20 protein-coding genes and 1 riboswitch are annotated in these 23,460 nt (G+C 57.7%); of the genes, 14 read left to right on the forward strand and 6 right to left on the reverse strand.

Going from position 1 to position 23,460, the window contains the following annotated elements; genetic code table 11:
- Window positions 1-18: 18 nt before the first annotated feature.
- The 6 genes from MOY_RS11060 to MOY_RS11085 all read right to left on the reverse strand — a co-directional run bounded on the left by MOY_RS11060 (window position 19) and on the right by MOY_RS11085 (window position 9,134).
- The gene (locus MOY_RS11060) at window positions 19-984 is read right to left on the reverse strand and encodes a carbohydrate kinase family protein (protein WP_009099679.1); all 966 of its coding nucleotides are present in this window, start codon (window positions 982-984) and stop codon (window positions 19-21) included.
- A gap of 48 nt (window positions 985-1,032) precedes the next feature.
- Entirely contained in the window at window positions 1,033-1,902 is an 870-nt protein-coding gene (locus tag MOY_RS11065; RefSeq protein WP_009099681.1) for an aldo/keto reductase, read from the reverse strand.
- Window positions 1,903-1,918: 16 nt separating this feature from the next.
- Window positions 1,919-2,884: a glucokinase gene (glk, locus tag MOY_RS11070; protein WP_009099683.1), complete on the reverse strand. Its 966-nt coding sequence runs from the start codon at window positions 2,882-2,884 to the stop codon at window positions 1,919-1,921.
- Window positions 2,884-4,788, reverse strand: a complete 1,905-nt coding sequence (gene edd / locus MOY_RS11075; RefSeq protein WP_009099685.1) for a phosphogluconate dehydratase — start codon at window positions 4,786-4,788, stop codon at window positions 2,884-2,886. Before edd ends, glk begins: the two co-directional genes overlap by 1 nt.
- Before the next feature lie 183 nt (window positions 4,789-4,971).
- The gene (locus MOY_RS11080; RefSeq protein WP_009099687.1) at window positions 4,972-8,070 is read right to left on the reverse strand and encodes an efflux RND transporter permease subunit; all 3,099 of its coding nucleotides are present in this window, start codon (window positions 8,068-8,070) and stop codon (window positions 4,972-4,974) included.
- A gap of 8 nt (window positions 8,071-8,078) precedes the next feature.
- Window positions 8,079-9,134: an efflux RND transporter periplasmic adaptor subunit gene (locus tag MOY_RS11085; protein ID WP_009099689.1), complete on the reverse strand. Its 1,056-nt coding sequence runs from the start codon at window positions 9,132-9,134 to the stop codon at window positions 8,079-8,081.
- Between the two features lie 221 nt (window positions 9,135-9,355).
- Between MOY_RS11085 and MOY_RS11090 the strand changes: the two genes are divergently transcribed.
- From MOY_RS11090 to MOY_RS11155, 14 genes are all read left to right on the forward strand, one after another.
- Window positions 9,356-10,840 (forward strand): efflux transporter outer membrane subunit, encoded by a 1,485-nt coding sequence (locus MOY_RS11090; RefSeq protein ID WP_235803694.1) that lies wholly within the window; start codon window positions 9,356-9,358, stop codon window positions 10,838-10,840.
- A 113-nt stretch (window positions 10,841-10,953) separates the two neighbouring features.
- Window positions 10,954-12,003, forward strand: coding sequence for a nicotinate-nucleotide--dimethylbenzimidazole phosphoribosyltransferase (gene cobT, locus MOY_RS11095; RefSeq protein ID WP_009099693.1), 1,050 nt, complete (start codon window positions 10,954-10,956; stop codon window positions 12,001-12,003).
- Window positions 12,000-12,716, forward strand: a complete 717-nt coding sequence (locus MOY_RS11100; protein WP_009099696.1) for an adenosylcobinamide amidohydrolase — start codon at window positions 12,000-12,002, stop codon at window positions 12,714-12,716. Before cobT ends, MOY_RS11100 begins: the two co-directional genes overlap by 4 nt.
- Entirely contained in the window at window positions 12,710-13,711 is a 1,002-nt protein-coding gene (cbiB, locus tag MOY_RS11105; RefSeq protein ID WP_009099698.1) for an adenosylcobinamide-phosphate synthase CbiB, read from the forward strand. The genes MOY_RS11100 and cbiB overlap by 7 nt, the downstream gene beginning before the upstream one ends.
- Window positions 13,708-14,859: a threonine-phosphate decarboxylase CobD gene (cobD, locus tag MOY_RS11110; RefSeq protein ID WP_009099702.1), complete on the forward strand. Its 1,152-nt coding sequence runs from the start codon at window positions 13,708-13,710 to the stop codon at window positions 14,857-14,859. Before cbiB ends, cobD begins: the two co-directional genes overlap by 4 nt.
- Window positions 14,843-15,397, forward strand: a complete 555-nt coding sequence (locus tag MOY_RS11115) for a bifunctional adenosylcobinamide kinase/adenosylcobinamide-phosphate guanylyltransferase (RefSeq protein ID WP_009099704.1) — start codon at window positions 14,843-14,845, stop codon at window positions 15,395-15,397. The genes cobD and MOY_RS11115 overlap by 17 nt, the downstream gene beginning before the upstream one ends.
- Window positions 15,394-16,164, forward strand: a complete 771-nt coding sequence (cobS, locus tag MOY_RS11120) for an adenosylcobinamide-GDP ribazoletransferase (protein ID WP_009099706.1) — start codon at window positions 15,394-15,396, stop codon at window positions 16,162-16,164. The genes MOY_RS11115 and cobS overlap by 4 nt, the downstream gene beginning before the upstream one ends.
- The gene (locus MOY_RS11125; RefSeq protein WP_035540603.1) at window positions 16,101-16,754 is read left to right on the forward strand and encodes a histidine phosphatase family protein; all 654 of its coding nucleotides are present in this window, start codon (window positions 16,101-16,103) and stop codon (window positions 16,752-16,754) included. The genes cobS and MOY_RS11125 overlap by 64 nt, the downstream gene beginning before the upstream one ends.
- Entirely contained in the window at window positions 16,706-17,134 is a 429-nt protein-coding gene (locus MOY_RS11130; protein ID WP_009099711.1) for a bifunctional adenosylcobinamide kinase/adenosylcobinamide-phosphate guanylyltransferase, read from the forward strand. The genes MOY_RS11125 and MOY_RS11130 overlap by 49 nt, the downstream gene beginning before the upstream one ends.
- Window positions 17,135-17,167: 33 nt before the next feature.
- Window positions 17,168-17,418, forward strand: a riboswitch (cobalamin riboswitch).
- Between the two features lie 142 nt (window positions 17,419-17,560).
- On the forward strand, window positions 17,561-19,405 hold the full coding sequence (locus MOY_RS11135; RefSeq protein ID WP_009099713.1) for a TonB-dependent receptor domain-containing protein: 1,845 nt from the start codon (window positions 17,561-17,563) through the stop codon (window positions 19,403-19,405).
- 13 nt (window positions 19,406-19,418) lie between these two features.
- The gene (locus MOY_RS11140) at window positions 19,419-20,309 is read left to right on the forward strand and encodes a cobalamin-binding protein (RefSeq protein ID WP_009099714.1); all 891 of its coding nucleotides are present in this window, start codon (window positions 19,419-19,421) and stop codon (window positions 20,307-20,309) included.
- 47 nt (window positions 20,310-20,356) lie between these two features.
- Window positions 20,357-21,280 carry a FecCD family ABC transporter permease gene (locus MOY_RS11145; protein ID WP_105208937.1) on the forward strand — a complete coding sequence of 308 codons (924 nt, stop codon included), beginning with the start codon at window positions 20,357-20,359 and terminating at the stop codon, window positions 21,278-21,280.
- Window positions 21,280-22,047, forward strand: coding sequence for an ABC transporter ATP-binding protein (locus MOY_RS11150; protein WP_009099719.1), 768 nt, complete (start codon window positions 21,280-21,282; stop codon window positions 22,045-22,047). Before MOY_RS11145 ends, MOY_RS11150 begins: the two co-directional genes overlap by 1 nt.
- Window positions 22,048-22,112: 65 nt before the next feature.
- The gene (locus MOY_RS11155) at window positions 22,113-23,426 is read left to right on the forward strand and encodes a cobyrinate a,c-diamide synthase (RefSeq protein ID WP_009099720.1); all 1,314 of its coding nucleotides are present in this window, start codon (window positions 22,113-22,115) and stop codon (window positions 23,424-23,426) included.
- Window positions 23,427-23,460: the final 34 nt, after the last annotated feature.

The raw sequence follows: 23,460 nt of genomic DNA on the forward strand, positions 1-23,460 counted from the left end.
TTGCGATGATGCTGTGAGCTAGCCTGCCGAGCTGCGCAGGGCTTCAATATCGGCGTGGGTGGGCAGGGCGGCATAAGCGCCGGGGCGGGTGACCGCGTGGGCGCCGCAGCGGCAGGCGATATCTACCGCGCGGGTGAGAAACGCGCTGTCCTGGTGCCAGTTGTCTGTTAGGCCGTAGCGGGAGAGCTCCGCGAGCAGACCGCCAATAAAGGCATCGCCACCGGCGGTGGTATCCACTGCCGTTACGCTGGGCGGCGTCACGGTTTGGTCAATGCCGATGCCTTTGAGCACCACATTATTCGGGCCGTCGGTAATCACCACCACTTTGACGCCTGCGGCGAGCCGCTGAGCAATCCACGCGTCTTGCGGGAGGTCGCCCCGCAGGTAGTCCAGCTCTTCTAGAGATACTTTCACCAGCTCGGCGCTGTCGATCAGCTCGGTGACCCGCCATACGTCCGCTGAACCATCCGCCCACAAATTGTGGCGCAGGTTGGCGTCCACACTCACTAGGCAGCCCGCCCGCTTGGCCATGGCGGCAATCGCCAGGGTGGTGTCTGCGATCTCTGGGTCGGTTAGGCTGTTGCTGCACATGTGAACAATGGCAGGCTGCTCAAACACGCCGTGGGGCAAGTGCTCCAGGCGGTATAGTAGGTCGGCCGCGGGTGGGCGGTAGAAATCAAAGGTGCGCTCGCCGCTGCTGTCTCTAGAAACAAACGCTAGCGCCGTGCGGGCCTCTTTGGTAAGCACGACCCCGTGGGTATCCACGCCGTGGCTTTTCAGCTCATTAATCAAAAAGTGCCCAAAGGTATCGTCACCCACCATGCCCAAGAACTGGCTAGGTACGTTCAGCCGTGCGCAGGCCACCGCCACATTTGCAGGCGCGCCGCCTGCGTAGGGGGTGAACGTCTCTGGCCCTTTGGCATCACCCAGGCGGCTAGAGAGCATATCAATCAACGCTTCACCGAACGCAATCACCGGCGTCATAGGTCGTTCCTTATCGTTATTAGCATCAATGTTGAGTGGGTGGCGGGCCTAAGCGACGCAGTGGCCGCGGGCGGCTTCTAATAGTTCATACCAGGCTTCTCGGGGCAGCGTTTCCGGGCCATTCAGCATGTCGGCAATACGCTCTGGTTTGATACTGCCTACTACGGGAGCAGGGCGGCTGGGCAGCGTACGCAGCCATGCCAGCGCCAGCGCGCTGGGCGTGCTGTTCAGCTCGCCTGCTAAACGGTTCAGCACGCGGCTAACCTCGCCCTGCATCAACTGGCCGCCCGCCAGCGGAGACCACGTCATGGGCGCGTGGCCATCGGCCCCCAGGTCGTCAAAGCTGCCGTCAAACAGCGGTGCGTTATGGGCAATCGACAGCTCAATTTGATTGGCCTGAAGCGGATGATGCATATGGCGTTGCAGCCTGCGCCACTGGCTGGGCAGGTGGTTAGAAATACCCGCCGCGCCAATTTTGCCTGCCTCGATGGCATCATCCAGCGCGCGCCCCGTGGCAGCGGCATCCATCAGCAGGTCCGGGCGATGAATCAGAAAGTGGTCAAGGCGTTCAACGCCCAAGCGGCCCAGCGCATCATCAATGGCGCGGCCTAAGTAGTCCGGGCTGGCATTGTAGTGCTTTACCTTGCCGGAACCGGGGGTCGGGTTGTCGTTGGCGATGCTGGCTTTGGTGACGACATTTAGCCGCTTAGCCAGTGCCGGGCGGGCGCGCAGCGCTTGGCCAAAGAGCGTTTCGCATGCTCCGTTGCCGTAGATGTCGGCATGGTCGAACCAGTGCAAACCCTGCTCAAGGCGGGCTTCAATCCAGTCGGCCAGATGGCTTGCTTGGTGCATCTCTTGCGCTTCATGCAGGCGCATCATGCCGAGCACAAACGGCACGTTGAACGTTACAGCAGCCATGGCGTGTTCCAATTCGTTAAAAGACTTCTTCATTATGCAGCGCTTCGGCGGCGCCCAGCAGGCCGGTCCAGGGGTGGGTCACAATCCACACCGGGATATCGGCGTTGTACGCGCCCATGCGCCCTTTGTTAACAAAGCTTGCGCGCAGTTCGCACTTGGGCAGCCACTCCAATAGGCGGGGCAGAATGCCGCCGCAGAGGTAGACGCCGCCGCGTGCGCCCATGGTCAGCGTGGCATCGCCGCATACGTCACCGAGAATTTTCAGAAAGCGCAGCAGGGTGGCGGTGGCAATGGCGTCGCCCTGGTTAGCCGCTTGGGTAACTTCTGCAGGCGTCTCGCAGCGCGGCACTTGGCCTTCTAACGTGCAGTGGGCTTGGTACAGCTCTAACAACCCATGGCCACACAGAATGCGTTCCACACTCACCCGCTGGTAGCGCTTTAGAAATACATCCAGCAGCGCCCGCTCGGTGGTATCGGTGGGCGCAAAAGTGACGTGGCCGCCTTCGGTGGGCAGCGGAATCCAGGCGTGCTGGCCAGGGAATACCCCGGCCACGCCTAGACCGGTGCCGGGGCCAATAACCAAACGCGTCGAGTGTGACTGGGCAGCCCCAGGCTGCACTTCCACGAGGTTGTCTTCGCCCACGTGGGGCACGCCCAGCGCTTGGGCGGTGAAGTCATTGATGACTTTAAATAGCGATAAATTCAGCGCCTGCTGAACGTCGCTTTTCATAAAGTCCCAATGGTTGTTGGTCATCTTTACCCGCTCGGCGTGAACCGGGCAGGCAAATGCCAAGCAGGCTTCTTGCGGGGCGTTATCGCCCGTTGCGCCTACACGGGCAAGGTAGTCCTGAATCGCTTCAATGACGCCGGGGTAGTCGGCGCAGGGCAGATTCAGAATATCGTGGGGCGTGACTCCGCCCGGCGTGACCAACGCCAGGCGAGCATTCGTGCCGCCGATATCGCCGATCAGTGCCGGTCGCATCAGGCGTCCTCTTGCAAAATCTGGCCTTCTTGGCGGGCGAGGTCGTCGGCTTCGAAGCCGCCCAACGAGCCTGCACCCTCTTCACCGCGCATCGCCAGGTGGCGGAAGCCCGAGAACAGCTCACGGCCCAGGCCAACGTGGTAGTGGTCTAGGTTCGCCACCACGCGCTCTCTGTCGGCCCAGGTCGCCGCATCCACTTTGGCTTCCAGGGTGCCGGTGTTGGCATCCAGGCGAACCACGTCACCATCGCGCAGTTTGGCCAGCGGGCCGCCGTCCAGCGCTTCCGGGCTCATGTGGATAGAGGCGGGCACTTTACCCGACGCACCAGACATACGGCCATCGGTAACAAGTGCGACCTTGAAGCCACGGTCCTGAAGTACGCCCAGGAACGGCGTCAGCTTGTGCAACTCGGGCATGCCGTTGGCTTTGGGGCCTTGGAAGCGAACCACTACAATCACGTCGCGGTCCAGGTCGCCCGACTCAAACGCCGCTTTCATTTCGTTCTGGTCTTCAAAGATCTTCACCGGCGCTTCTACCACGCGGTGCTCTTCGGCTACCGCCGAAACCTTGATCACGCCACGGCCCAGGTTGCCTTTCATCACGGTGAGGCCGCCCGTGGCAGCGAAGGGCGCAGCGACCGGGCGCAGCACTTCTTCGTCCAGGCTGTTTTCCGGGCCTTCACGCCATACCACTTTGCCATCTTCCAGGAAGGGCTCTTGGGTGTAGGCGGTGAGGTCGGTGCCAAACACGGTGGGGATGTCGCCATGGAGCAGGCCCGCGCCCAGTAGCTCGCGGAACAGGTAGCTCATGCCGCCCGCTGCCTGGAAGTGGTTAATATCCGCCTGACCGTTAGGGTAGACCTTCATGATGCTGGGCGTTACCGCTGAAAGGTCTGTGAAGTCGTCCCAGTTGAGCGTAATACCCGCCGCTGCCGCCATGGCAATCAGGTGAAGGGTGTGGTTGGTAGAGCCGCCAGATGCCAGCAGGCCAACCACGGCGTTCACAATGGCGCGCTCGTCGATCTGCTTGTAGAACGGGCGATACTCGCCGCCGAGTTCGGTGTTGCGGATGGTTTGCTCGGTGGCGTAGCGGGTCAGCGCTTCGCGCATTTCCGTGCCGGGGTTCACAAACGAGGTGCCCGGCAGGTGCAGGCCCATCACTTCCATCATTAGCTGGTTGGAGTTAGCGGTGCCGTAGAAGGTGCAGGTGCCAGGGCTGTGGTAGGAGTCGGACTCCGCCTGCAGCAGCTCCTCGCGGCCTACTTTGCCTTCGGCGTAGAGCTGGCGAATGCGCGCTTTCTCTTTGTTGGGCAAGCCGCTGGGCATGGGGCCTGCGGGTACGAACATGGCGGGCAGATGGCCAAAGCGGGCGGCGCTGATAAATAGGCCAGGCACAATTTTATCGCACACGCCGAGATAAATGGCGGCATCGAACATATTGTGAGAAAGCCCCACGGCCGCGGCCATGGCGATCAAGTCCCGAGAAAACAGCGAGAGTTCCATGCCCGGTTGGCCTTGAGTTACGCCGTCGCACATAGCGGGCACGCCACCGGCAAACTGGGCAGTAGAACCCATGGCTCGGGCGGCCGCTTTGATGGTTTCCGGGAAGGTTTCAAACGGCTGGTGGGCCGACAACATGTCGTTGTATGAAGAAATAATCCCCAGGTTGGCGCTGTTCATCAGCTTCAGGGAGTCTTTCTCCTGGGCGCTACAGGCAGCAAAACCATGGGCCAGATTGCCGCAGGAGAGCTCAGAGCGGTGAACACCGCGCTTGTGCTGGTCGGCCATGCGGCGCTCGTAGAGGGCACGCCGCTCGGCAGAGCGCTCACGAATGCGTTGGGTAACCTCGGCAACGGTCTCATTTAAGGTGGCGGGTGCTGAGCTAAGTGGAGTTGAACCAGGCATATTGACCTCTGCGCTGTGGGGGCGACAAACTGGATTTGTAGTTATCTTACATATTTAACAGCCTTTAAGAGATATTTTAAGGTAAAAAAAGCCATTATTGTAGTTTTATTACCATATTGTTGGCAGGGGTAGCAAAAGGCCAGCCTAGCCACTTACGTCGCTTAGGCGGGCCATCTTAGTGGTTTAGCTCTCTACTTCGTCGCTTTTTATGCTGAACAGCATGGCATAAAGAGTAGGAACCGCCACTAGGGTAAGTAACGAGGCGAACGCCAAGCCCCCCATAATAGTGACGGCCATATTGTTGAAAAATGCATCTACAAGCAGTGGCAGCATACCTAAAATAGTGGTGCCTGCGGCAAGGAACACGGGGCGTAAACGGCTGATACTGGCATCTATCAGCGCAGTGAAGCGCGCTTTGCCTTCATTGATCTGCCCATCTATTTCGTCCACTAACACAATGGCGTTTTTCATTAGCATGCCAGATAGGCTCAGCATGCCCAAAAGCGCTGTGAAAGAGAATGGTAAGCCCGAGACCAGCAGGCCGATCACCACGCCACATACTGACATTGGTACTACTAGCCAGACAATAAGCGGTTGTTTTAGTTTGCCAAACAGCAGAATTGAGATGAGTAGCATTACTAGCAGACTTATCGGTAGCTGCCGCGCTAACCCTTCCTGGGCTTCGCCAGAATCTTCATGCTCTCCACCCCACTCCAACCGATAGCCGGGTGGCAGGGCAATTGACTCGATTTCCCCTCGAATGGCATCGAAGGCTTGCGCTGCCGTGTAGCCTTCTGCTGGGTCTGCGCCAACGGTTAAAGTGCGGATCCGGTTGCGCCGCTGTATCAGTGCCTCTTCGCTTTGTAACTCAAAGGAGGTCACCACTTGGCTAAGCGGGATAAAACGCTGTTGAGCGGCGCTCCACACATTACGGTCTTGAAGTAGCGCTACGTCGTCGCGTTCGGGTAAGGGTGGCCGAACAACGATAGGCAGTAAGTGTTCGCCTTCACGGTAAGTGCCAGCACGCGCACCTGATGAGGCAAATTGTAGCGCTTGTGCAATATCTTCCCGAGATACGCCCGCAATGCGAGCACGCTCTTCGTTAATGTGTGGTACTACCACCATTTCTTGTTGGCGCCAATTATGCCTGGGGTCGATTAGGTAGGGGCTAGCAGCTATACGACGTTCGGCCTCTGCTGCTAACTCGCGCAATATTTTTGGCGAAGGCCCTTGAAAGCGAGCCTCGATATCCGCGCCATCGCCCGGGCCAAACTGTAAGCGCTGCGTGCGTACCTGGGCATCAGGAAACGCTTCGTTGAGTTCACGGTAAAACTGGCGATCAAGATCCGGTATAACGTCTATGTCTTCGGTACGCACCATCAACTGTATATAAGCGGAATTTGGCAGTTCTGGGGCATACGTAAGCATGAAGCGGGTTGCGCCCTGACCAATAAAGCTAGCCACTGAAGAGACGCCTTCCTGCTCTAATATATAGGCTTCGATTTCTTCTGCATGATTGGCGGTTGCACGAATATCACTGCCTTGAGGAAGTTCAACATTGACTAAAAATAGCGGCGTTGTTGACTGTGGAAAGAACGACTGGGGTAGATGCGTAAAGGCCCATATACAAACAGCCGTTACCACTACCAATATAGAGACCGTGATAATGCGTAAACGCAGCGCAAGTATGAGCAACCTTCGGTATGCCCGATAAAGCAAGCCGCCATAGAGCTCTCTTTTGCTAGGGTCCTCGTCACTGCTGTCCTCTTGTTGGCTCGCTTCGTTGTCAGAGTTTGTTTCTTCTTTGCGCAGTAGGTAATAGCCAAATAGCGGCGTAACCGTAATGGCAAGTAGCCAGCTTAATAACAGAGAAACTAGAATAACGATGAACAGTGAGAAAAGAAATTCACCGGTCACGTCGTCTGATAGCCCTATGCCAGCAAACGCCATAATGCCAATCACCGTTGCCCCTAAAAGCGGTAGCTGAGTACGGTTAGCGGCTTTGCTGGCGGCTTCTTTGGCGCGCTCGCCTCGCTTGATGTTGCTGACCATGCCCTCGGCAACCACGATGGAGTTATCGACCAGCATCCCCATGGCAATAATTAACGCGCCGAGTGACACCCGCTCCATATCGATGCCCAACAGGCCCATAAACAGCAGCGTACCTAGCACGGTAAGCAGCAGGGTGCTGCCGACCACCACGCCAACCCGCCATCCCATGACGAGACACAGCACGCCAATGACAATGGCCACCGACATCAACAGGTTGAGCAAGAAGTCGTTAATGGCATCGTTAACCACATGATGCTGCTCGTAAAGGGGGTGAAGCTCTACACCAAGCGGGATTCTGCTCTTAAGCTCCTCCATGCGAGCTTCAACGGCTTCACCTACTTCAATAATGTTTGCGTTGGCCAGACCTGCAATGCCGATAGTGAACGCGCTTTGGCCGTTGTAGCGAATGAGGTGCCTGGGCAGTTCGCTTGGTTGGCGATAAATGTCGGCAATATCGACTAACGAGATTTGCTCTGTTGTACCAGGGCGGCCTATGCGTATGGCTTCCATTAACGCGGTGCTATCAATATCACTGCGCGCCACCAAGCGCACTTGGCGGTCGCCAATGCGTAGGCTTCCTGCATGTTCTACGGAGTTTTCCGTTTGAATCGTATTGATCACCTGTTCAATTGGAATGCCAAGGGTGTTGAGGCGTTCATTTGATATATCGATGTAAATCGTTTCTTCACGCTCGCCAGCGGTGGTGACTCTAGCAACGCCGGGTACAGCTAGCAGTTCTCGCTGTAAAAAGGTTGATATATCGCGAATTTCGCGGGTAGTAAAACCATCAGCAGTTACCGCATAAAATAGCCCGTAAACCTCACCAAAATCGTCATTTATTTGTGAGCCGAGCACACCGCTTGGGAGGTCAGCTTGGGCGTCGTTGATCTTATTACGCAGCTCATCCCAAATTTGCGGTAGCTGATTGCTATGGTAGCTAGAGTGCACTTCTACTTTGATTTCCGAGCGTCCAGGCAGTGACTTCGACTCGATAATGTCAATCTGCTCCATTTCCTGGATAGCTCGTTCAAGGCGCTCGGTAACCTCATCTTCCACTTCGGCGGCGGTAGCGCCAGGATAGGGCGTATTAATAATAGCGTTAGGGATGGTAAAGGAGGGGTCTTCGAGTTTGCCGACGGTGTTATAGCCCCACAGGCCACCAAAAAAGCAAATTAAGACGATAAGCCACGTGTTTAAAGGCCGTTCAATGGACAGCTTAGCGATATTCATAAGGCCTCCTAAAGCGCAGCTTCGAGCGGTTTTACACGCATGCCGTCGCGCAGTAACTGCACACCAGTGGCTGCTATTGGCACGCCCGGCGCAAGGCCTGCAACAATAATCACAAGGTCATTGGTAACTTCACCCACGACGACTTGCTGGGGGGAAACTGTACCTGTCTCTGGATCATATACCCAGACTCTAAAGACGCCCTCTTCGGTGTGGTCCAGCGCGCTGCTCGGTACTGCGACCACGGAGGTCGTTAGCGCCTCCTCTAACTCAATAATAACAGTGGCGGTGGTGCCCGGAAGAGCGATAGGTGAAACGCCGTCAGCAGGGGCAAACTCAACTTGATAAGTTTGTGCGACCACATCAGGTTCAGTGACGTGTTCACGATAAACCAGCGGAATCCGCTCGCCTGGCAAGGTGGCAATTTCTGCTTCGATATTGAAGGCGCTACCTGACTCCAAGTGCTGCATTAGCGCTTCAGGCACATTGATACGGACACGTAGCTCGGAAATGTCCTGAATACGTACCACCTCTGCGTTGGGTGGCACGGTCGTGTGGTTTTCTACCAGGCGTCGAGTAACTAGCGCATCAAAAGGCGCATTTAGCGTGGTGTAGGCCAGCTGTTGCTTAGCATTTTCCAGCTGCGTTTCGGCTAACTCCGCATCGGCACGTGCTGCGTCCAGCACTGTTTCAGACACCGCATTGTGCGAATACAGGTTGCGCTGTCGATTAAGGTGCTTACGCGCTTGTTCCACTTCTGCCTCAGCGCTGCGTACTTGCAATGCGTAGTCGGTAGGGTCTAGCTGAGCAATGAGTTCACCGCGGGGAATTGTCGTTCCTTGGACGGCAGGAAAGGTTTCTATCCGACCGCCGACACGGAAGGCGAGGTTAACGGTGCTTTTGGCTTCTACGCGCCCAATAAAACGCCGACTAGGGAAAAAGTCCTGTTGATCGGTTTCAAGCAGCTTAATGACTTGCACGGGAGGCTCTGGAGGCGCTTCATCGTTGGAGCAGCCGACAAGCAGTACCGCTGCTATTAATACTATCCATAATACGTTGGGCCTCATTCAATGCCTCCCTGCAGGCGATTAATCATTGGTATGTCGTAATGTGGGTTAATGATATCTGGGTCTTCAGCCCACGGCTTGTTTAAACTACCCACTATAATAGGTACTCTTAACACATTCGAACAGACGTTTGGTTTTTTGCTGTACGTGACCGCTGAAAACGGCACAGTTTAAACTAGCCCAATGCAAAAAAACGATGATTAACACTAAGGATGGCGAGCGTGCAGCGGAGTATGCAAAAACGTATCTCAAAAGCGACACCCAGCAAGGGTAGCCAAAAGCGCAGTTGGTTAGGGGTGGCGTTAGCGCTGATTCTAAGCGGCTGCGCGCTCGGGCCTGAGTATCAGGCACCGGAGATCGCGCTACCCGATACCTGGCCTGAGCACATCACCTTAAGCCAAACGGAGCGGGATGATTGGCGCAACTGGTGGCGCCAGTTTAACGACCCGGCGCTGAACCAGTTAGTGTCGCGGGCCACACACGATAATCTAGAGCTCACCATCCAATTGGCGCGCATTCAAGAAGCCCGCGCCCAGTTAGGGTTTGCAGATGCGGATCAGTTTCCGACCGTAGGCTTTCAAGCGGAAGCTACACGAGAGCGCACGCCTGGGGCAGCATTCCCCATTGATTTTGAACCTATTCAAGATTTAATTACCTCCACTAACAATCAATACTCGCTAGCCGCTAGCCTAGAGTACGAGATTGATTTGTGGGGGCGTTTAGCTAACGAGCGAGAGGCGGCCACCGCAGCCCTTCAACAAAGCCAGTTTGCCCGAGATGCGGCAGAAATAGGTGTCATTGGCGATGTGGTGACGACGTATTTCAATCTAAAGAGCGCTGAGGCGCAGCGCCAGCTACTCGATGAAACCATCGCCTCTTATGAAGAGACCTATCGTTTACAGCGCCTGCGTTTTGAGCATGGCGATATTAGCGAGCTGGACGTTCGGCGAGCAGAAGCCGAGCTACAGGGACTGCGCGTAGAGCGGCCCGCATTAGCCAGGCAAGTGGAGGCGTTGCGCGGGGCGTTAGGCGTTTTAGTGGGCATGTCGCCCCAAGAACTAATCAGCGCGCTGGATACTGGTGATACCCAGCTTGCGGAAATCGCCCATCCGGAAAGAATTCCCCAAGTGATGCCCTCTGAGCTACTTCAGCGTCGGCCCGATATTCGCTCGGCTGAAGCGTCGCTCATCGCAGCAACGGCCCAGGTAGGTGTCGCTGAAGCAAACCGCCTGCCATCGCTTAACTTAACCTCTTTTATTGGCACAAGTGCGGCAAGTGGTGGTGATCTATTTAGCGATGCAGCGCGAACTTGGGGGGGCGGTGCTTCTGTTATGGGCCCGCTGTTTGATTTTGGCCGCACCCGTGCGGGTGTTGAAGGCGCTGAAGCTCGGGTTGAACAGGCTGAAGGGCAGTATCGCCTAACCGTATTGACGGCCTTTAATGAAGTGCGTGACGCTCTATACAGCTATGAGTTTACCTCCCAACGGGCCACAGCGGTGGAAGAACAGATGGGCGCAGTACAGCGCGCCCGTGACCTTGCCGTATTGATGTATGAGCAGGGCCAGGTGAGTCAGCTTGAACGCTTAGATGCCGAGCGTAACTTGCTTTCCGCGCGCCTGGAACAAGCCGATGTAAGGCGTGAGCAGTTAGCCGCGGCAGCCACACTATTTAAAACGCTAGGGGGTGGATGGCAGGCCGACCAGTAAGGCTCAACAATCAAACCACCAAAATGGTTCAGTTTTGTTACTATTCGGCGTCCTTAAACGGCTGATCTTTTACTCTTTGGTAACTGGGGCCGTTTTGTTGTTCTGGAGCCGCTATGCACCCCATCGTTAAGCAAATAGAACCCATTAACCGTGATGCTGCTGAACACACGCGCGCATACCTAGATACGCTGACCAAGCCTCCTGGCAGCTTAGGTGAGCTAGAAGCCTTGGCGATTCAATTGAGCGCCATCACCGGCATGGCTAAACCCAGCGTGACGCCGCCGCGCATTGTGGTGTTTGCCGCCGACCACGGGGTGGCCAGCGAGGGTGTTTCAGCCTTTCCCCAGGAAGTCACCGCGCAAATGGTGGCCAACTTTACCCAGGGGGGCGCTGCCATTAATGTATTTGCGCGACAAATTGGCGCTGATGTGGAAATCGTCGATGTGGGCGTCGCATCTACGTTAACGCTGTCTGGCATTACCCAGGCGAAAGTGCGGGCGGGCACGGCTAACATGGTGGTGGAAGATGCCATGCACGCCGATCAGGCCTTAGCGGCGATTGAGCATGGCATAGCGGCCGTTGAGCGCGCAAAAAAGGCAGGGGCACGCTGCATGATTGTGGGCGAAATGGGGATTGCCAATACCACTGCCAGTAGTGCCATGCTATCGGCCTTGACCGGCGCACCCGTTGCCCACGTGGTCGGGGCCGGCAGCGGCATTAATAGCGCTCAGTTAGCGCATAAAGTCGCGGTGATTGAGCGCGCGCTAAGCGCCCGCCAAGCCAACGCCGACGACCCTCTAGACGTACTCGCCAAATTGGGCGGCCTTGAGATTGCCGCAATGACAGGCGCTTACCTCGCCTCAGCAGCGCATCGCACCCCCGCGATTGTGGATGGCTTTATTGCCACGGTGGCAGCACTCACGGCTTGCCGCCTCTGCCCATTAGTGCGCGATTACCTGATCTTTGGTCACCGTTCACACGAGCCAGGCCACGCCACAGCGCTAGAAGCACTTGACGCTAAACCACTGCTCTCACTAGGCATGCGCCTTGGTGAAGGGAGCGGCGCGGCGCTGGCTTTTCCGCTACTGCAGGCGGCAGCCGCCATGCTCAGCGAAATGGCCTCTTTTGCCGATGCGGGCGTTAGCAACAAAGCGGCGCAGTGAGCCGTTTGGAAACGCTGCCGTTTGGCCAGCCTTTATTGCTTGCCCGCAGCGAGCACTGCCTAGCGATCACCTCTGCGATGCCGCTGCGTGTGCTTAGCAGTGCGTTAGTGGGAGAGGGCTTTGGCAGGGTGCGTCATTTTGCGAATTTCCACGTTGATAAGCACTACGATGGCCACTCGCCAAACGAAGATTTAGCGCAGTGGTTATTGGCCCAAGGCTTACCGCTAACATCGGTAGCCATGATGACTGCCGTTCAGCTAAACAGTGCCTGTATAGTTAGTTTGCCGCTGGGTAACTTACCCCATGGCGTGATGGCGCTGGTGACGGCGGGGGTGGGCAATGCCGTTGATATTAGCGTTCCAAGCCAAGACGACCCCCGCTTGGCGCTACGCGCCGCGCCAAAGGTTGGCACCATCAATACATTTGCGTTCTTAGATGCTCAGTTAACCGATGGCGCGTTAGTCAACGCTTGTTTGTCGGTAACGGAAGCAAAAGTGCAGGCGCTCCGGCAGGTCGGGGTAACAGATCCTTACAGCGGTACGCCCGCTACCGGCACTTCTACCGATTGCATCTCCATTGCGGCAACCCAGCGTGGCGACGCCACTCCTTATGCCGGATCTGGCACCCCGCTTGGGCGAGCGCTGGGCCAGGCGGTTTACCAAGCAACGTTGGGGTCGCTGTCACTTTCACAAAAGAGGGCGTCAGCGTGCTAACGCTGTTATTACTCTCAACCGTTGGGCTGGTTGCCATTGCGATTGTTATTGACTTGATCGTTGGCGACCCGCGCACGTTGCCGCACCCGGTGGTGCTGATGGGGCGGGCGATCAGCTGGTATGAGCGGCTTTGGAACCGAGGCACGGCGCAGCAGCGCAGGTTAAGCGGCGCCTTCTTAACCGTTTCGATGGTCGGCGGTGTATGGTTTTCTAGCTGGTTACTTCTCGTATTGTTAGCCAGGCTGCACCCTGGGTTGGCGTTGCTTGCCGAACTTTGGCTGCTTTCCACGACGCTGGCGATTAAAGGCCTGGGAGATGCGGCCCGCGCAGTGGTAGAGCCGCTTAGCAAAGGCGACTTGCCCGCTGCAGGCCAAGCACTGGGAATGATTGTAGGGCGCGATACCCAAAGCTTAGATGAAGCGGAAATCACCCGGGGAACAGTGGAAACCGTGGCGGAAAATACCGTCGATGGCATCACCGCGCCGCTGTTTTTTGCGCTTATCGGTGGGGCACCGCTGGCGCTGGCGTACAAGGCGGTGAATACCCTGGATTCAATGGTCGGCTACAAAAACCAACGCTATGGCGATTTTGGCTTTGCCTCTGCCAAGCTGGACGATGTGGCTAACTGGATTCCCGCGCGCTTAACCGCGTTGTGCCTATGGGTCGCTGGCCTGCTATTGAGTATTTCGGGTGTTTTACCCCTACGCTGGAAGGGTGCGATGCAGGGCACCCGCCGCGATGCGCCGCGCCACCCAAGCCCCAATGCCGGTTGGCCAGAAGCCATGGTGGCCCGTTTGCTCGGCGTGCGGTTAGGTGGCACCAATTTCTACCAGGGCGTGGCGTCCCACCGCGCCACGCTAGGTGAACCCCTTGAGCCGCTGCGCTTAGCGCATATCACTGCCACCGTACGTTTAATGCACGGCGCATGGCTGCTGTTTATGCTGCTAGCGGTTGGCGTCACTGTGCTGGTGCTTACTCTTCGAGGGCTGTTATGAGTGCGCCTGGTCTTGCATGGGCCAACTCTTCATCTATCAGCTCGCCATGGCCCGCGCATGGCGGTCAGGCTGAAACATTGCTAGCGCATTTTGGTTTGCCCGCAGACCACCCGGTGGAAGACTTTAGCGCCAACCTCAATCCACTAGGCCCACCCGCTTGGGTGCGAGGCTGGCTAACAAAGCAGCTGGACGGCCTTGAGCGCTACCCCGCGCCGGACTACGCCACTGCCCGGCAGGCTATCGCCGCCCATCATCAGCTTCAGCCTGACCAGGTATTGCTAACCAACGGAGGTGCAGAGGCTATTTTTCTGGCCGCCGCGCTGCATGCGGGCAAACATGCGGCGATTGTTACTCCAAGCTTTGGCGAATATGCCCGCGCCTGCCGCGCCCACCGGCTTACCGTCAGCGAAATCGCGCTGCGCCCGCCGCACTTTACGCTTGAGGTAGACGCGCTAATGGCAGGGCTGGACGGCATCGAAGTGCTGTTTTTATGCCGCCCGAACAACCCTACCGCCACGCTTATTGAGAGTTCGGCAATGGAAGCCTTACTGGAGCGCACGGTGCCAATGGGGTGTCATGTAGTGGTCGATGAGGCGTTTGTCGATATGGCAGGCGACAGCACACAACAGGCTTCCCTGGCACCCTTGCTGGCGCGCTATCCGCATGTGATGCTGCTGCACTCCATGACTAAGTTTTATACCTTGCCGGGCCTGCGGCTGGGCTACTTGTTGGGAAGTGAGGCGACGATTCAAACGGCAGCGATTCACCAGCCGCCCTGGAGCGTTAACCACCTTGCGGCTGAATTGGTGGCGCCGCTGCTGGCGGACAAAGCGTTCGCCAACGCCACCTCGCAGTGGCTAACCAGCGAGCGCCCGGCCATGGAGCAGGCGCTGACACAGCTAGGTTTGGACGTAGTGCCCAGCCACGCTTGTTTCTTTCTTATTCGCCCCGGCATTGAGCAGCGCCGGTCGGAGATTACCAGCGATGCGCTGTTTGAAGGTTTGCTGCGCCACGGGGTACTGGTGCGCCACACCCACAATTTTTCAGGGCTCAGCGGTGAATGGCTGCGAATAGCGCTGCGCGATGCCCCTGCAAATCAGCGGTTGATCAGCGTGTTGAGAAAGGTGCTCAATGATTGTGTTCGTTAGCGGCGGGGCGCGCTCCGGCAAAAGTGAGATTGCTGAGCAGCAGGTAGTAAGCGCTGCGAGTAACTCGCCCTGTTACTACCTAGCCACCGCCGATGTGTACGACGACGAGATGGCCGAGCGAGTGGCCCGTCACCGTCAATCCAGGCAAGCGCAGTGGCAGGGTGTGGAATGGAAAACCCTAGAGGCGCCGCTACGGGTTGATCAAGCAATTGCCAACGTGCCAAGCGGAGGCGCCGTACTGCTGGACTGCTTAACGCTATGGGCCAGCCAGGTCTTGTATGCCAGCGGGCTAAGCGAAGAGGAGGGTTTAGCGCTGCTGGCAGAGACACTTGCTGATGCCCGAGCACGCCGCGTGCATTTAGTGATTGTTTCTAACGATATCAACGAAGCGCTGCCGCCCACCGATGCTGAAACCTGGCGCTATCTGGCTTTTCTCCAGAGGGCTCACTGCTGGGTAGCGGCAGAGGCGGATTCCGTACTCGAAGTCGTCGCGGGCTGCGCACTGGAGTGGAAGCAAAACAAGGAGCTGCCACGGTGAAAAATGCTTTATTAGGTCTCTTGCTGGCGCTGCAATTTCTCACCCGCATTCCGATTCCAATAGCCGTTCCCTGGACACCCGACACCCGACGCTGGGCCGTGCGCGCCTACCCGCTAGTAGGGCTACTGATAGGCAGTGTGCTGGCGCTAATAGCGTTCGCTATGCAAAACGTGCCTGCACCTATCACTGCGCTAGCCATATTAAGTGTGTGGGTGGCGCTTTCGGGGGGGCTGCATTTAGACGGTGTGATGGATATCGCCGATACCCTAGGCAGTAATCAGCCGTTGGCGCGTCGCTGGGAGATCATGAAAGACCCTCAAATCGGCAGCTTTGGAATACTGGCGCTGGTATTTCTGCTCGCTTGGAAGGGGGTGCTGCTGTGGGCGTTGGTGGCCTATCAGGCGCCTTTGTGGTGGCTCTTGATAGTGCCCGGGCTAGGGCGTTGGGCAGGCGTTGCGTTACTGGTGCTAACACCCTGTGCTCAGCAAAAAGGCTTGGCGTGGAGCTGGCAGCAGTCGCTTCGCGGTCAAGACGTCGCGTTTGCGCTATTGCCACTGGCGTTGCTTGCGCTGTTGGCACCTGCCGTCGTGTTGATGTGGCTAATGGCCATCGCTTTTGTGGTACTAATGCGCTGGCTTATGCTGCGACTGTTTAACGGGATTAACGGCGATATGGTTGGCGCCACCATTGAAGGAGGAGAGCTTTGGCTATTGATCTTAGTGTGGAGCTGGTGGCAGTTCGCCACGGTATCACCGCCTGGAATTTAGAGCGCCGCTATCAAGGCCAGCAAGATATTCCGCTGCTGTTTCCTGACGCTGAAGCAGGGCTGCTGGCACTACGCGATACGCTTGCCGATGAGCGCTTTGACGCTATCTACTCAAGCGATTTACAGCGTTGCCAACAAACCCTTTCGTGGTCTCGGGCGGCAACGCCGGGCACGGCGGTAAGTTTGGAGCCGCGCCTGCGCGAGCTGGATTTTGGTGACTACGAAGGCAAAGTGTACGACGAATTAAAAGCGCTTCCGCACTACCGCGCCTGGATTGATAGCGTAGGTGAGCTGCAAATTCCTGGCGGTGAGTCCTCCGGCCAGCTGCGAGCGCGCCTGGATGCCTGGCTCGACGACCTTGCCGCCAATGCACACGCGGGAAATCACCAAAAGATTCTCGCCGTCACCCATGGCGGTGTGATTCGCGAGCTGCGCCGGCGTTTTGAAACGATTGGTTTTTGGGATGGCATTGTGCATCAAGCCCAAGGCCGACGCTGGCAGCTTATTTATCAGCAAAACGCACTGGGAACAGGGGAATGGCAATGCAGCTCTTCATCGGCGGTGCCTGCGCAGGAAAGCGAGACACGGTAACTGCTCGTTTTCCTGCAGCGCGTTGGTGGCGGCTTAATGATGCTCACCCCTTGAGCGATTGCCATCAAGCGCTGGAAGCTGAACAGCCGCTGGTTATCACTGGCGTGCTTGAGTGGCTAGCCTCCGTTCTCGACGCCACTGAACACGATGTCTTACGCTCGCAGTGGCAGCGCGAGTTAGCCACGCTAGGCCAGCGTGCCCACGAGCTAGGCGCGTCGCTGATTGTCATTACCACGGAAGTGGGGCGAGGTATTGTGCCTATGCAGCCCGAACAGCGTCGCCTGCGCGATGTAAACGGCTGGTTTAATCAAGATGCAGCCGCCCAAGCCGAGCAGGTGTGGTATGTGAGGCACGGCCTAGTTCAGCTGCTTAAGGGCTAGGCAGTAAAATTGACCAACCCCCAGCAAGTTGCTAGCTTACGCGCACTCTCAGGTGCTGATGGTGGCTGCCACCATCAGTTAAACGGGAAGTTGGTGTACATAGCTCTGTCAATGAGTTGTGTAAATCCAACGCTGCCCCCGCAACGGTGATCGAGATAAGAACGGCTATAAGACGCCACTGTGCTAATGCATGGGAAGGTGGTCGTTCGGAAAGACACGGCGCTTATGTAAAGTTGCCCCTTTCGCTTGTCAGCCCGGAGACCGGCCTAAGAGTGATGGTTCTAAATGAACCACTTCAAACCGAGACGCGGAGGGCGGCTCAGGGTGATGCCGGCGGTTTTCAAACTGCCCATATTCCCTTGGTTTCCCCCTGCTCGGTCAAAAAAACACGCTGTGCGGGTGAGCACAGTGAGCAAGGGATTCAATATGTTAAACCGTCTTCACGCCCAATCGCTGGCAGCATTTACGCTGGCTGCGCTACCTATGGCTGTTCAAGCACAGTCGCCAACCCAGCCGCAGGCAGCTTCAACTTCCTCCCATTCGCTTAATCCTGTCGTGGTTACCGCTGCACTAGCCCCGCGCACGGCTAATGAGAGTCTTTCATCGGTCACCGTGCTGGATGAAGCCACGTTGCGCCGCCAAGACCCTGTTAGCATCACTGACCTATTTCGTGGCCAGCCTGGAGTTGATGTCTCCAGTGACGGAAGCTTCGGTAAAAACAGCAGCGTGTTTATCCGCGGCACTGGCAGCGCGCAAAATGTACTTCTGATTGACGGCATTCGCCTGCGTTCAGCCACCACTGGCGGTGCCGCTTGGCAATACTTAGAGCCACGCATGTTCGACCGCGCTGAAATTGTACGTGGCCCCCGTGGCAGCCTTTACGGTGCCGATGCCATGGGCGGTGTGATTCAGCTCTTTACCCCTGAAGGCCGTGAAGAGGGCCCGCAGCCGCGCATCTCCTTAGGCGGTGGCTCGTTCAATACCCAGCGGCTAAGTGCGGGCATTAGCGGGAGAGAGGGCGGCACTCGTTACAGTTTCTCCGGCAGCCATCTTACGACCGACGGGCAGCCCGTGCGCCGTGATGGTGACGACAAAGGCTACGACAATACTTCAGCGCTGGCGCGAGTCTCTCACACCTTCGATAACGGAGCTGAAGCTGGCGTGTTGGCGCTGCGCGCACGTGGTACCACCGAGTATGACGAAAGTGGCTCGTTGGCCACGACGGACTATGTGCAGCAGGTAGCCGGTATTTATAGTGAGTTGCCGATTACCGACAATTGGCGTAGCCGTTTGACACTTAGCGAAGCACGCGATGAGAGTGACAACTATGCCTATGACTCTATTCTCGACACGCAGACGCGCACGGCCCGCTGGGAGAATACGTTTAGCGCGGGTGCCCATGAGCTGATAATCGGCGCGGAGTATATGAACGATAGTGTGGCCGGTAGTACCACAGGGAGCAAGCCTTGGGATGGTCCTTATGACATAGAGGATCGCGATAACAAGGCTGTTTTCAGCCAAGCGCTGCTCGATTTCTCCCCTGTTGCTGTCCAGGCCAGCCTGCGCTTCGACGACAACGAGGCTTACGGTGACGAAGTGACCGGCAGCTTGGCGCTGGGTTATGACCTGGATGCCCAGCACACGCTGCATGCCAGCTACGGCACCGCCTTCAGAGCGCCAACGTTCAACCAACTCTATTGGCCTGGGTTTGGCAATCCCGACTTAGAGCCAGAAACCTCCGAAACCGTTGAAGTTGGCGTGCGTGGCCAGTTCGACAGTTGGTTTTGGGATGCGGCGCTTTACCAAACAGACATCGATAATTTGATAACCGGCCAGGGGCTTCAGTTTAACGTGCCTGAAACCCGCATTCGTGGAGCAGAGCTGGCCGCTGGTGTGGAAGTCAGCGATTGGACACTGGCAGCTGCGCTGACTTACACCGACCCTGAAAACCGGCTGACTGGTAAGCGTTTGCAGAACCGTGCCTCTCAAAGCATTCGCTTAGACGCGGATCGTGAACTAGGCGAGTGGTCGGTAGGCGGCTCTTGGGTAGCTCAAAATCACCGGTACCGTGATGCGCAAAACCAAGACCGTTTGAGTGGCTATGGTCTGGTGAATCTTCGCGCAGGGTGGCAATTTGCTCCGCTGTGGAGCGCCCGTGTCACGCTGGAAAACGCGCTTGATCAAGACTATGTGACAACGCGCTCGTTTGATGGCGCTGACTACATCAACGCAGGCCGAGCAGGGTTCTTAAGTGTTCACTTTGGCCAGTAGCCAACGTAGGTTGATGCGCGGGGCCTTGGGCCTCGCGTTTTTGCTCATAACCATACCCGCCCAGGGCCACGACCATTCACGCTGCGTGGTGGATGATCGTGACCGCGAAGTATGCCTGCACAACGCTGCGCGGCGTATTGCCACGCTTTCCCCAGGGGCAACGGAACTCACCTACGCCGCAGGCGCAGGTGATCACGTTGTAGCCGTGGTGAGCTACAGCGACTACCCCCCAGAAGCTAAAGAGGTTGCGTCGGTGGGGAGCCATACGCGGATTGATTTAGAAGCCCTAGTGGGGCTTGCACCCGATTTAGTCATCGGCTGGGTAACCGGTAACCCCGCCGAGCAGTTAGAAACGTTAGAGGCCTTGGGTATGCCGGTGTTTTATATCGAGCCCCGCACGGTGGAAAACGTTGCCGATACCATTGAGCGCCTAGCGCACCTAGCGGGCACCGAAGCCGCCGGGCAGGTCGTTGCCGATGAGTTCAGAGCAGGGATGGCCGAATTAACCACACGCTACGCTGAACGCGAGCCAGTACGTACATTCTACCAAGTGTGGGATGAACCATTGATGAGCGTTAATGACGAGCATCTCATTGGCCAGGTAGTTCAGCTGTGCGGCGGCGAGAATGTGTTTGGCGATCAGCGGCGATTAGTGCCACGGCTGGACGACGAGGCCGTGCTGGCCGCCAACCCGGAAGCCATCATTGCCGGGGGCATGGGCGAAGAGAACCACCACTGGCTGACCCACTGGGAGCAGTACTCGAACCTCACGGCCGTTGCAGAAGAGAGTCTCTATTTTGTACCGCCCTCCCTCATTCAGCGGCCCACACCGCGCTTGCTGGAAGGCGTGCAGATTCTGTGTGACAAACTCGAACAATCCCGCCAGAAGCGCAGGGCCTCATAGTGGCCGCGCGCCTGTGGCAACCCCTTGGCCTACTGGTGTTGATTGCCATGACCGCTATGCTGTTCGCCTTAGCGGTGGGCAGTGCGCAGCTTTCCATTGGTCAACTTTGGGCGGTGGCTCAAGGGCAGGGCGACGCACTGGCGCGCACCATGGTGATTGATTTACGCCTGCCCAGAGCGCTTTCCGCCTTTGCGGTGGGGGGGCTTCTGGCAGTGGCGGGGGCGTTGATGCAGGTGCTGTTGCGTAACCCGCTTGCGGACCCTTACGTGTTAGGGCTTTCCGGCGGGGCATCCATTGGCGCGTTGGCGGCCATGCTGGCAGGCGTGGGCGGCGTGTTGATTTCCGGCTCGGCGTTTGCCGGTGCGCTGTTTTCGACGTTTTTAGTGTTTGGCCTTGCCCACGGCAGCGGTGGCTGGACGCCTTCACGGCTGCTGCTGACGGGGGTGGTGGTGGCTGCAGGCTGGGGCGCGGTGATTACCCTGATGCTTGCGCTAAGCCCTGCCGAGCGGCTGCCGGGCATGCTGTATTGGCTAATGGGCGATCTCTCCTACGCCCGCACCCCGTGGCCACCGTTGCTGCTTTTATTAACGATTTGCATTGTGCTTGTACCGCTTGGGCGAAGCTTGAATGTGCTGGCCCGCGGCCCACAGCAGGCGGCCGCGCTGGGGGTGGATGTGCGCCCGCTGGAGTGGGGTATCTATATCGTTGCCAGCCTACTCACGGCGGCAGCGGTCACCACCGCAGGTAGCATTGGCTTTGTTGGCTTGGTGGTGCCGCATCTGCTGCGCCTGCTGCTAGGCAACGACCAGCGCTTAATTTTACCGGCCTGCGCCCTGGCAGGGGGCACTTTGCTGGTGCTGGCGGATACGCTCGCCCGCACCATGATTGCACCGGAACAGCTGCCCGTGGGCGTGATTACCGCGCTATTAGGCGTGCCCACTTTCTTGTTTTTGCTCTACCGGAGCCGCTGATGAGCGACCTTTCTACCCGCGACCTCATCATCGACGTGCCCGATCGCGAAAGTGGCACGGCGCTGAACCTTACCCTTGAGCCGGGTCAAGTTTGGGGCGTGTTAGGCCCTAACGGCGCAGGTAAAACCACGCTGCTGCACACGCTGGCAGGGCTGAATGCCCCACGGGCTGGGCAGGTGCTGCTCAATCAATCACCGCTTACTCAACTGCGCCGCCGCCATATCGCCCGTGAGCTTGGCTTAGTGTTTCAAGAGCGCCTGGATGGCTTTCCTGCCACGGTGCTAGAAACCGCGCTGATTGGTCGTCACCCCTACCTTTCTTTGTGGCAGATGGAGGGGGCCGATGACTACGCGCAGGCTGAAGCGGCACTGGAAAGGTTAGATGTAGCGCACCTCCGCGACCGTTTGGTGAGCACACTTTCCGGCGGCGAACGTCAGCGGGTGGCGATGGCCACGGTACTCACCCAAGCGCCGAAGATTTGGCTGGCAGACGAACCCACCAACCATCTCGATTTACATCACCAAAGCGCGGTGATGGCGCTAATGGCGGAGCAGGCCGCCCAGGGGAGTGCGGTAATGATGTGCCTGCATGATTTAAATCTAGCCGCCCGCTGGTGTGACCACATTCTGCTGCTATATCCCAACGGTGAAGCTTGCTGGGGGCGGCGAGACTCCATGCTGGTGCCCAGTGCACTGGAAAGGCTCTACCAGCAGCGCTTAGCCACGGTACAGGTTGAGGGTGCGCCGGTGTTTGTACCTATTCAGTAACACCTGACGTCTCGATAAATTCAAAAAGCTTGTAGTTGACAAGCGTGTGTAAAAGAGGAAAGGTCATGTTGCAAGGTGAAGCGCACGCGGCGTTAATCAGCGCCCCCGGTTCTGGCCAGGGAAAATCCATGGTAACGGCCGCTTTGGCAAGGCTGCACCGTAATGCGGGCCGCACTGTGCGGGTGTTCAAACACGGCCCCGACTACCTAGACCCCATGGTGCAAGAGATCGCCTCCGGCCAGCCGGTCTATCAGCTTCACCCCTGGATGACCGGCGAGCACGAATGCCGCTGGCGCTTGGCGAAAGCCGCCCAAGAGGCCGACGTGATTTTGGTGGAAGGCTCCATGGGGCTGTTTGATGGTTCGCCCTCCAGCGCTGATTTAGCCATCTTGGCAGGCATCCCCGCTTTGCCGGTCATTGACGCCTGGGGCATGGCGCAAACCTTCGGCGCGGTGGCCCAAGGCCTTGCCAACTACCACCCGGATCTCGCTATTCACGAAGTGATTGCCAACCGTATCGGCAGCCCCGGCCACGGCAAACTGCTGGATGAGAGCATGCCGGAAGGCATTGCGCTGCTGGGCGCGATTCCTCGCCACGATGCCATGAAAATCCCCGACCGCCACTTAGGCTTGGTTCAAGCCAGCGAACTCAGCGGCCTGGACGCCCAGCTAGATGCCGCCGCCAAGGTGCTAGAAGAGGCCGGATTAGGCCGCCTACCCAAAAAAGTGACGTTAAGCGCTGACGCCCCCACGCCCGCCCCGCAGTACCTAAGCGGTGTGCGTATCGCCATCGCCAAAGACGACGCCTTTGCATTTATCTACCGCGCGAATCTTGATGTATTAGAAGAGATGGGCGCGACGCTGCACTTCTTCTCACCACTCCATGGCACTAAGCTGCCAGAATGCGATGCCCTATGGCTACCCGGCGGCTACCCAGAACTGCACGCCGCCCGCTTCAGCGCCAACCAGCCCATGTGCGACGCGATAAGCGCCCACCACCGCGCAGGCAAACCCATACTCGCCGAGTGCGGCGGGCTAATGAGCTGTGTAGAGCAGTTGGTGGATGGCGAAGGCACAAGCCACACGATGATGGGGCTGCTGCCCGGCACCGCCAAAATGGCCGGTAAACTCACCGCGCTGGGGCTACAAAGCCTGCACACCCAAAATGGCGAACTGCGCGGCCACACCTACCACCACTCGCTGCTGGAAACATCCATGCAGCCGCTGGCCCGCACCCGCAAACTGGCAGGCAGCGAAGCCGAACCTATCTACCGAGAGGGCGCGCTGGTAGCCAGCTACTTCCACGGCTATTTCCCCTCTGCCCCCAAGCTGGTCGCGGATATTTTTACCGAGCAAACACTGCAAATCGCGACCCAGTAATTTTTTTGGAATGTTTTTTCATAAAGCGTATGTG

This window comes from Halomonas sp. GFAJ-1 (genome assembly GCF_000236625.2).
Classification (GTDB): Bacteria; Pseudomonadota; Gammaproteobacteria; order Pseudomonadales; family Halomonadaceae; genus Vreelandella.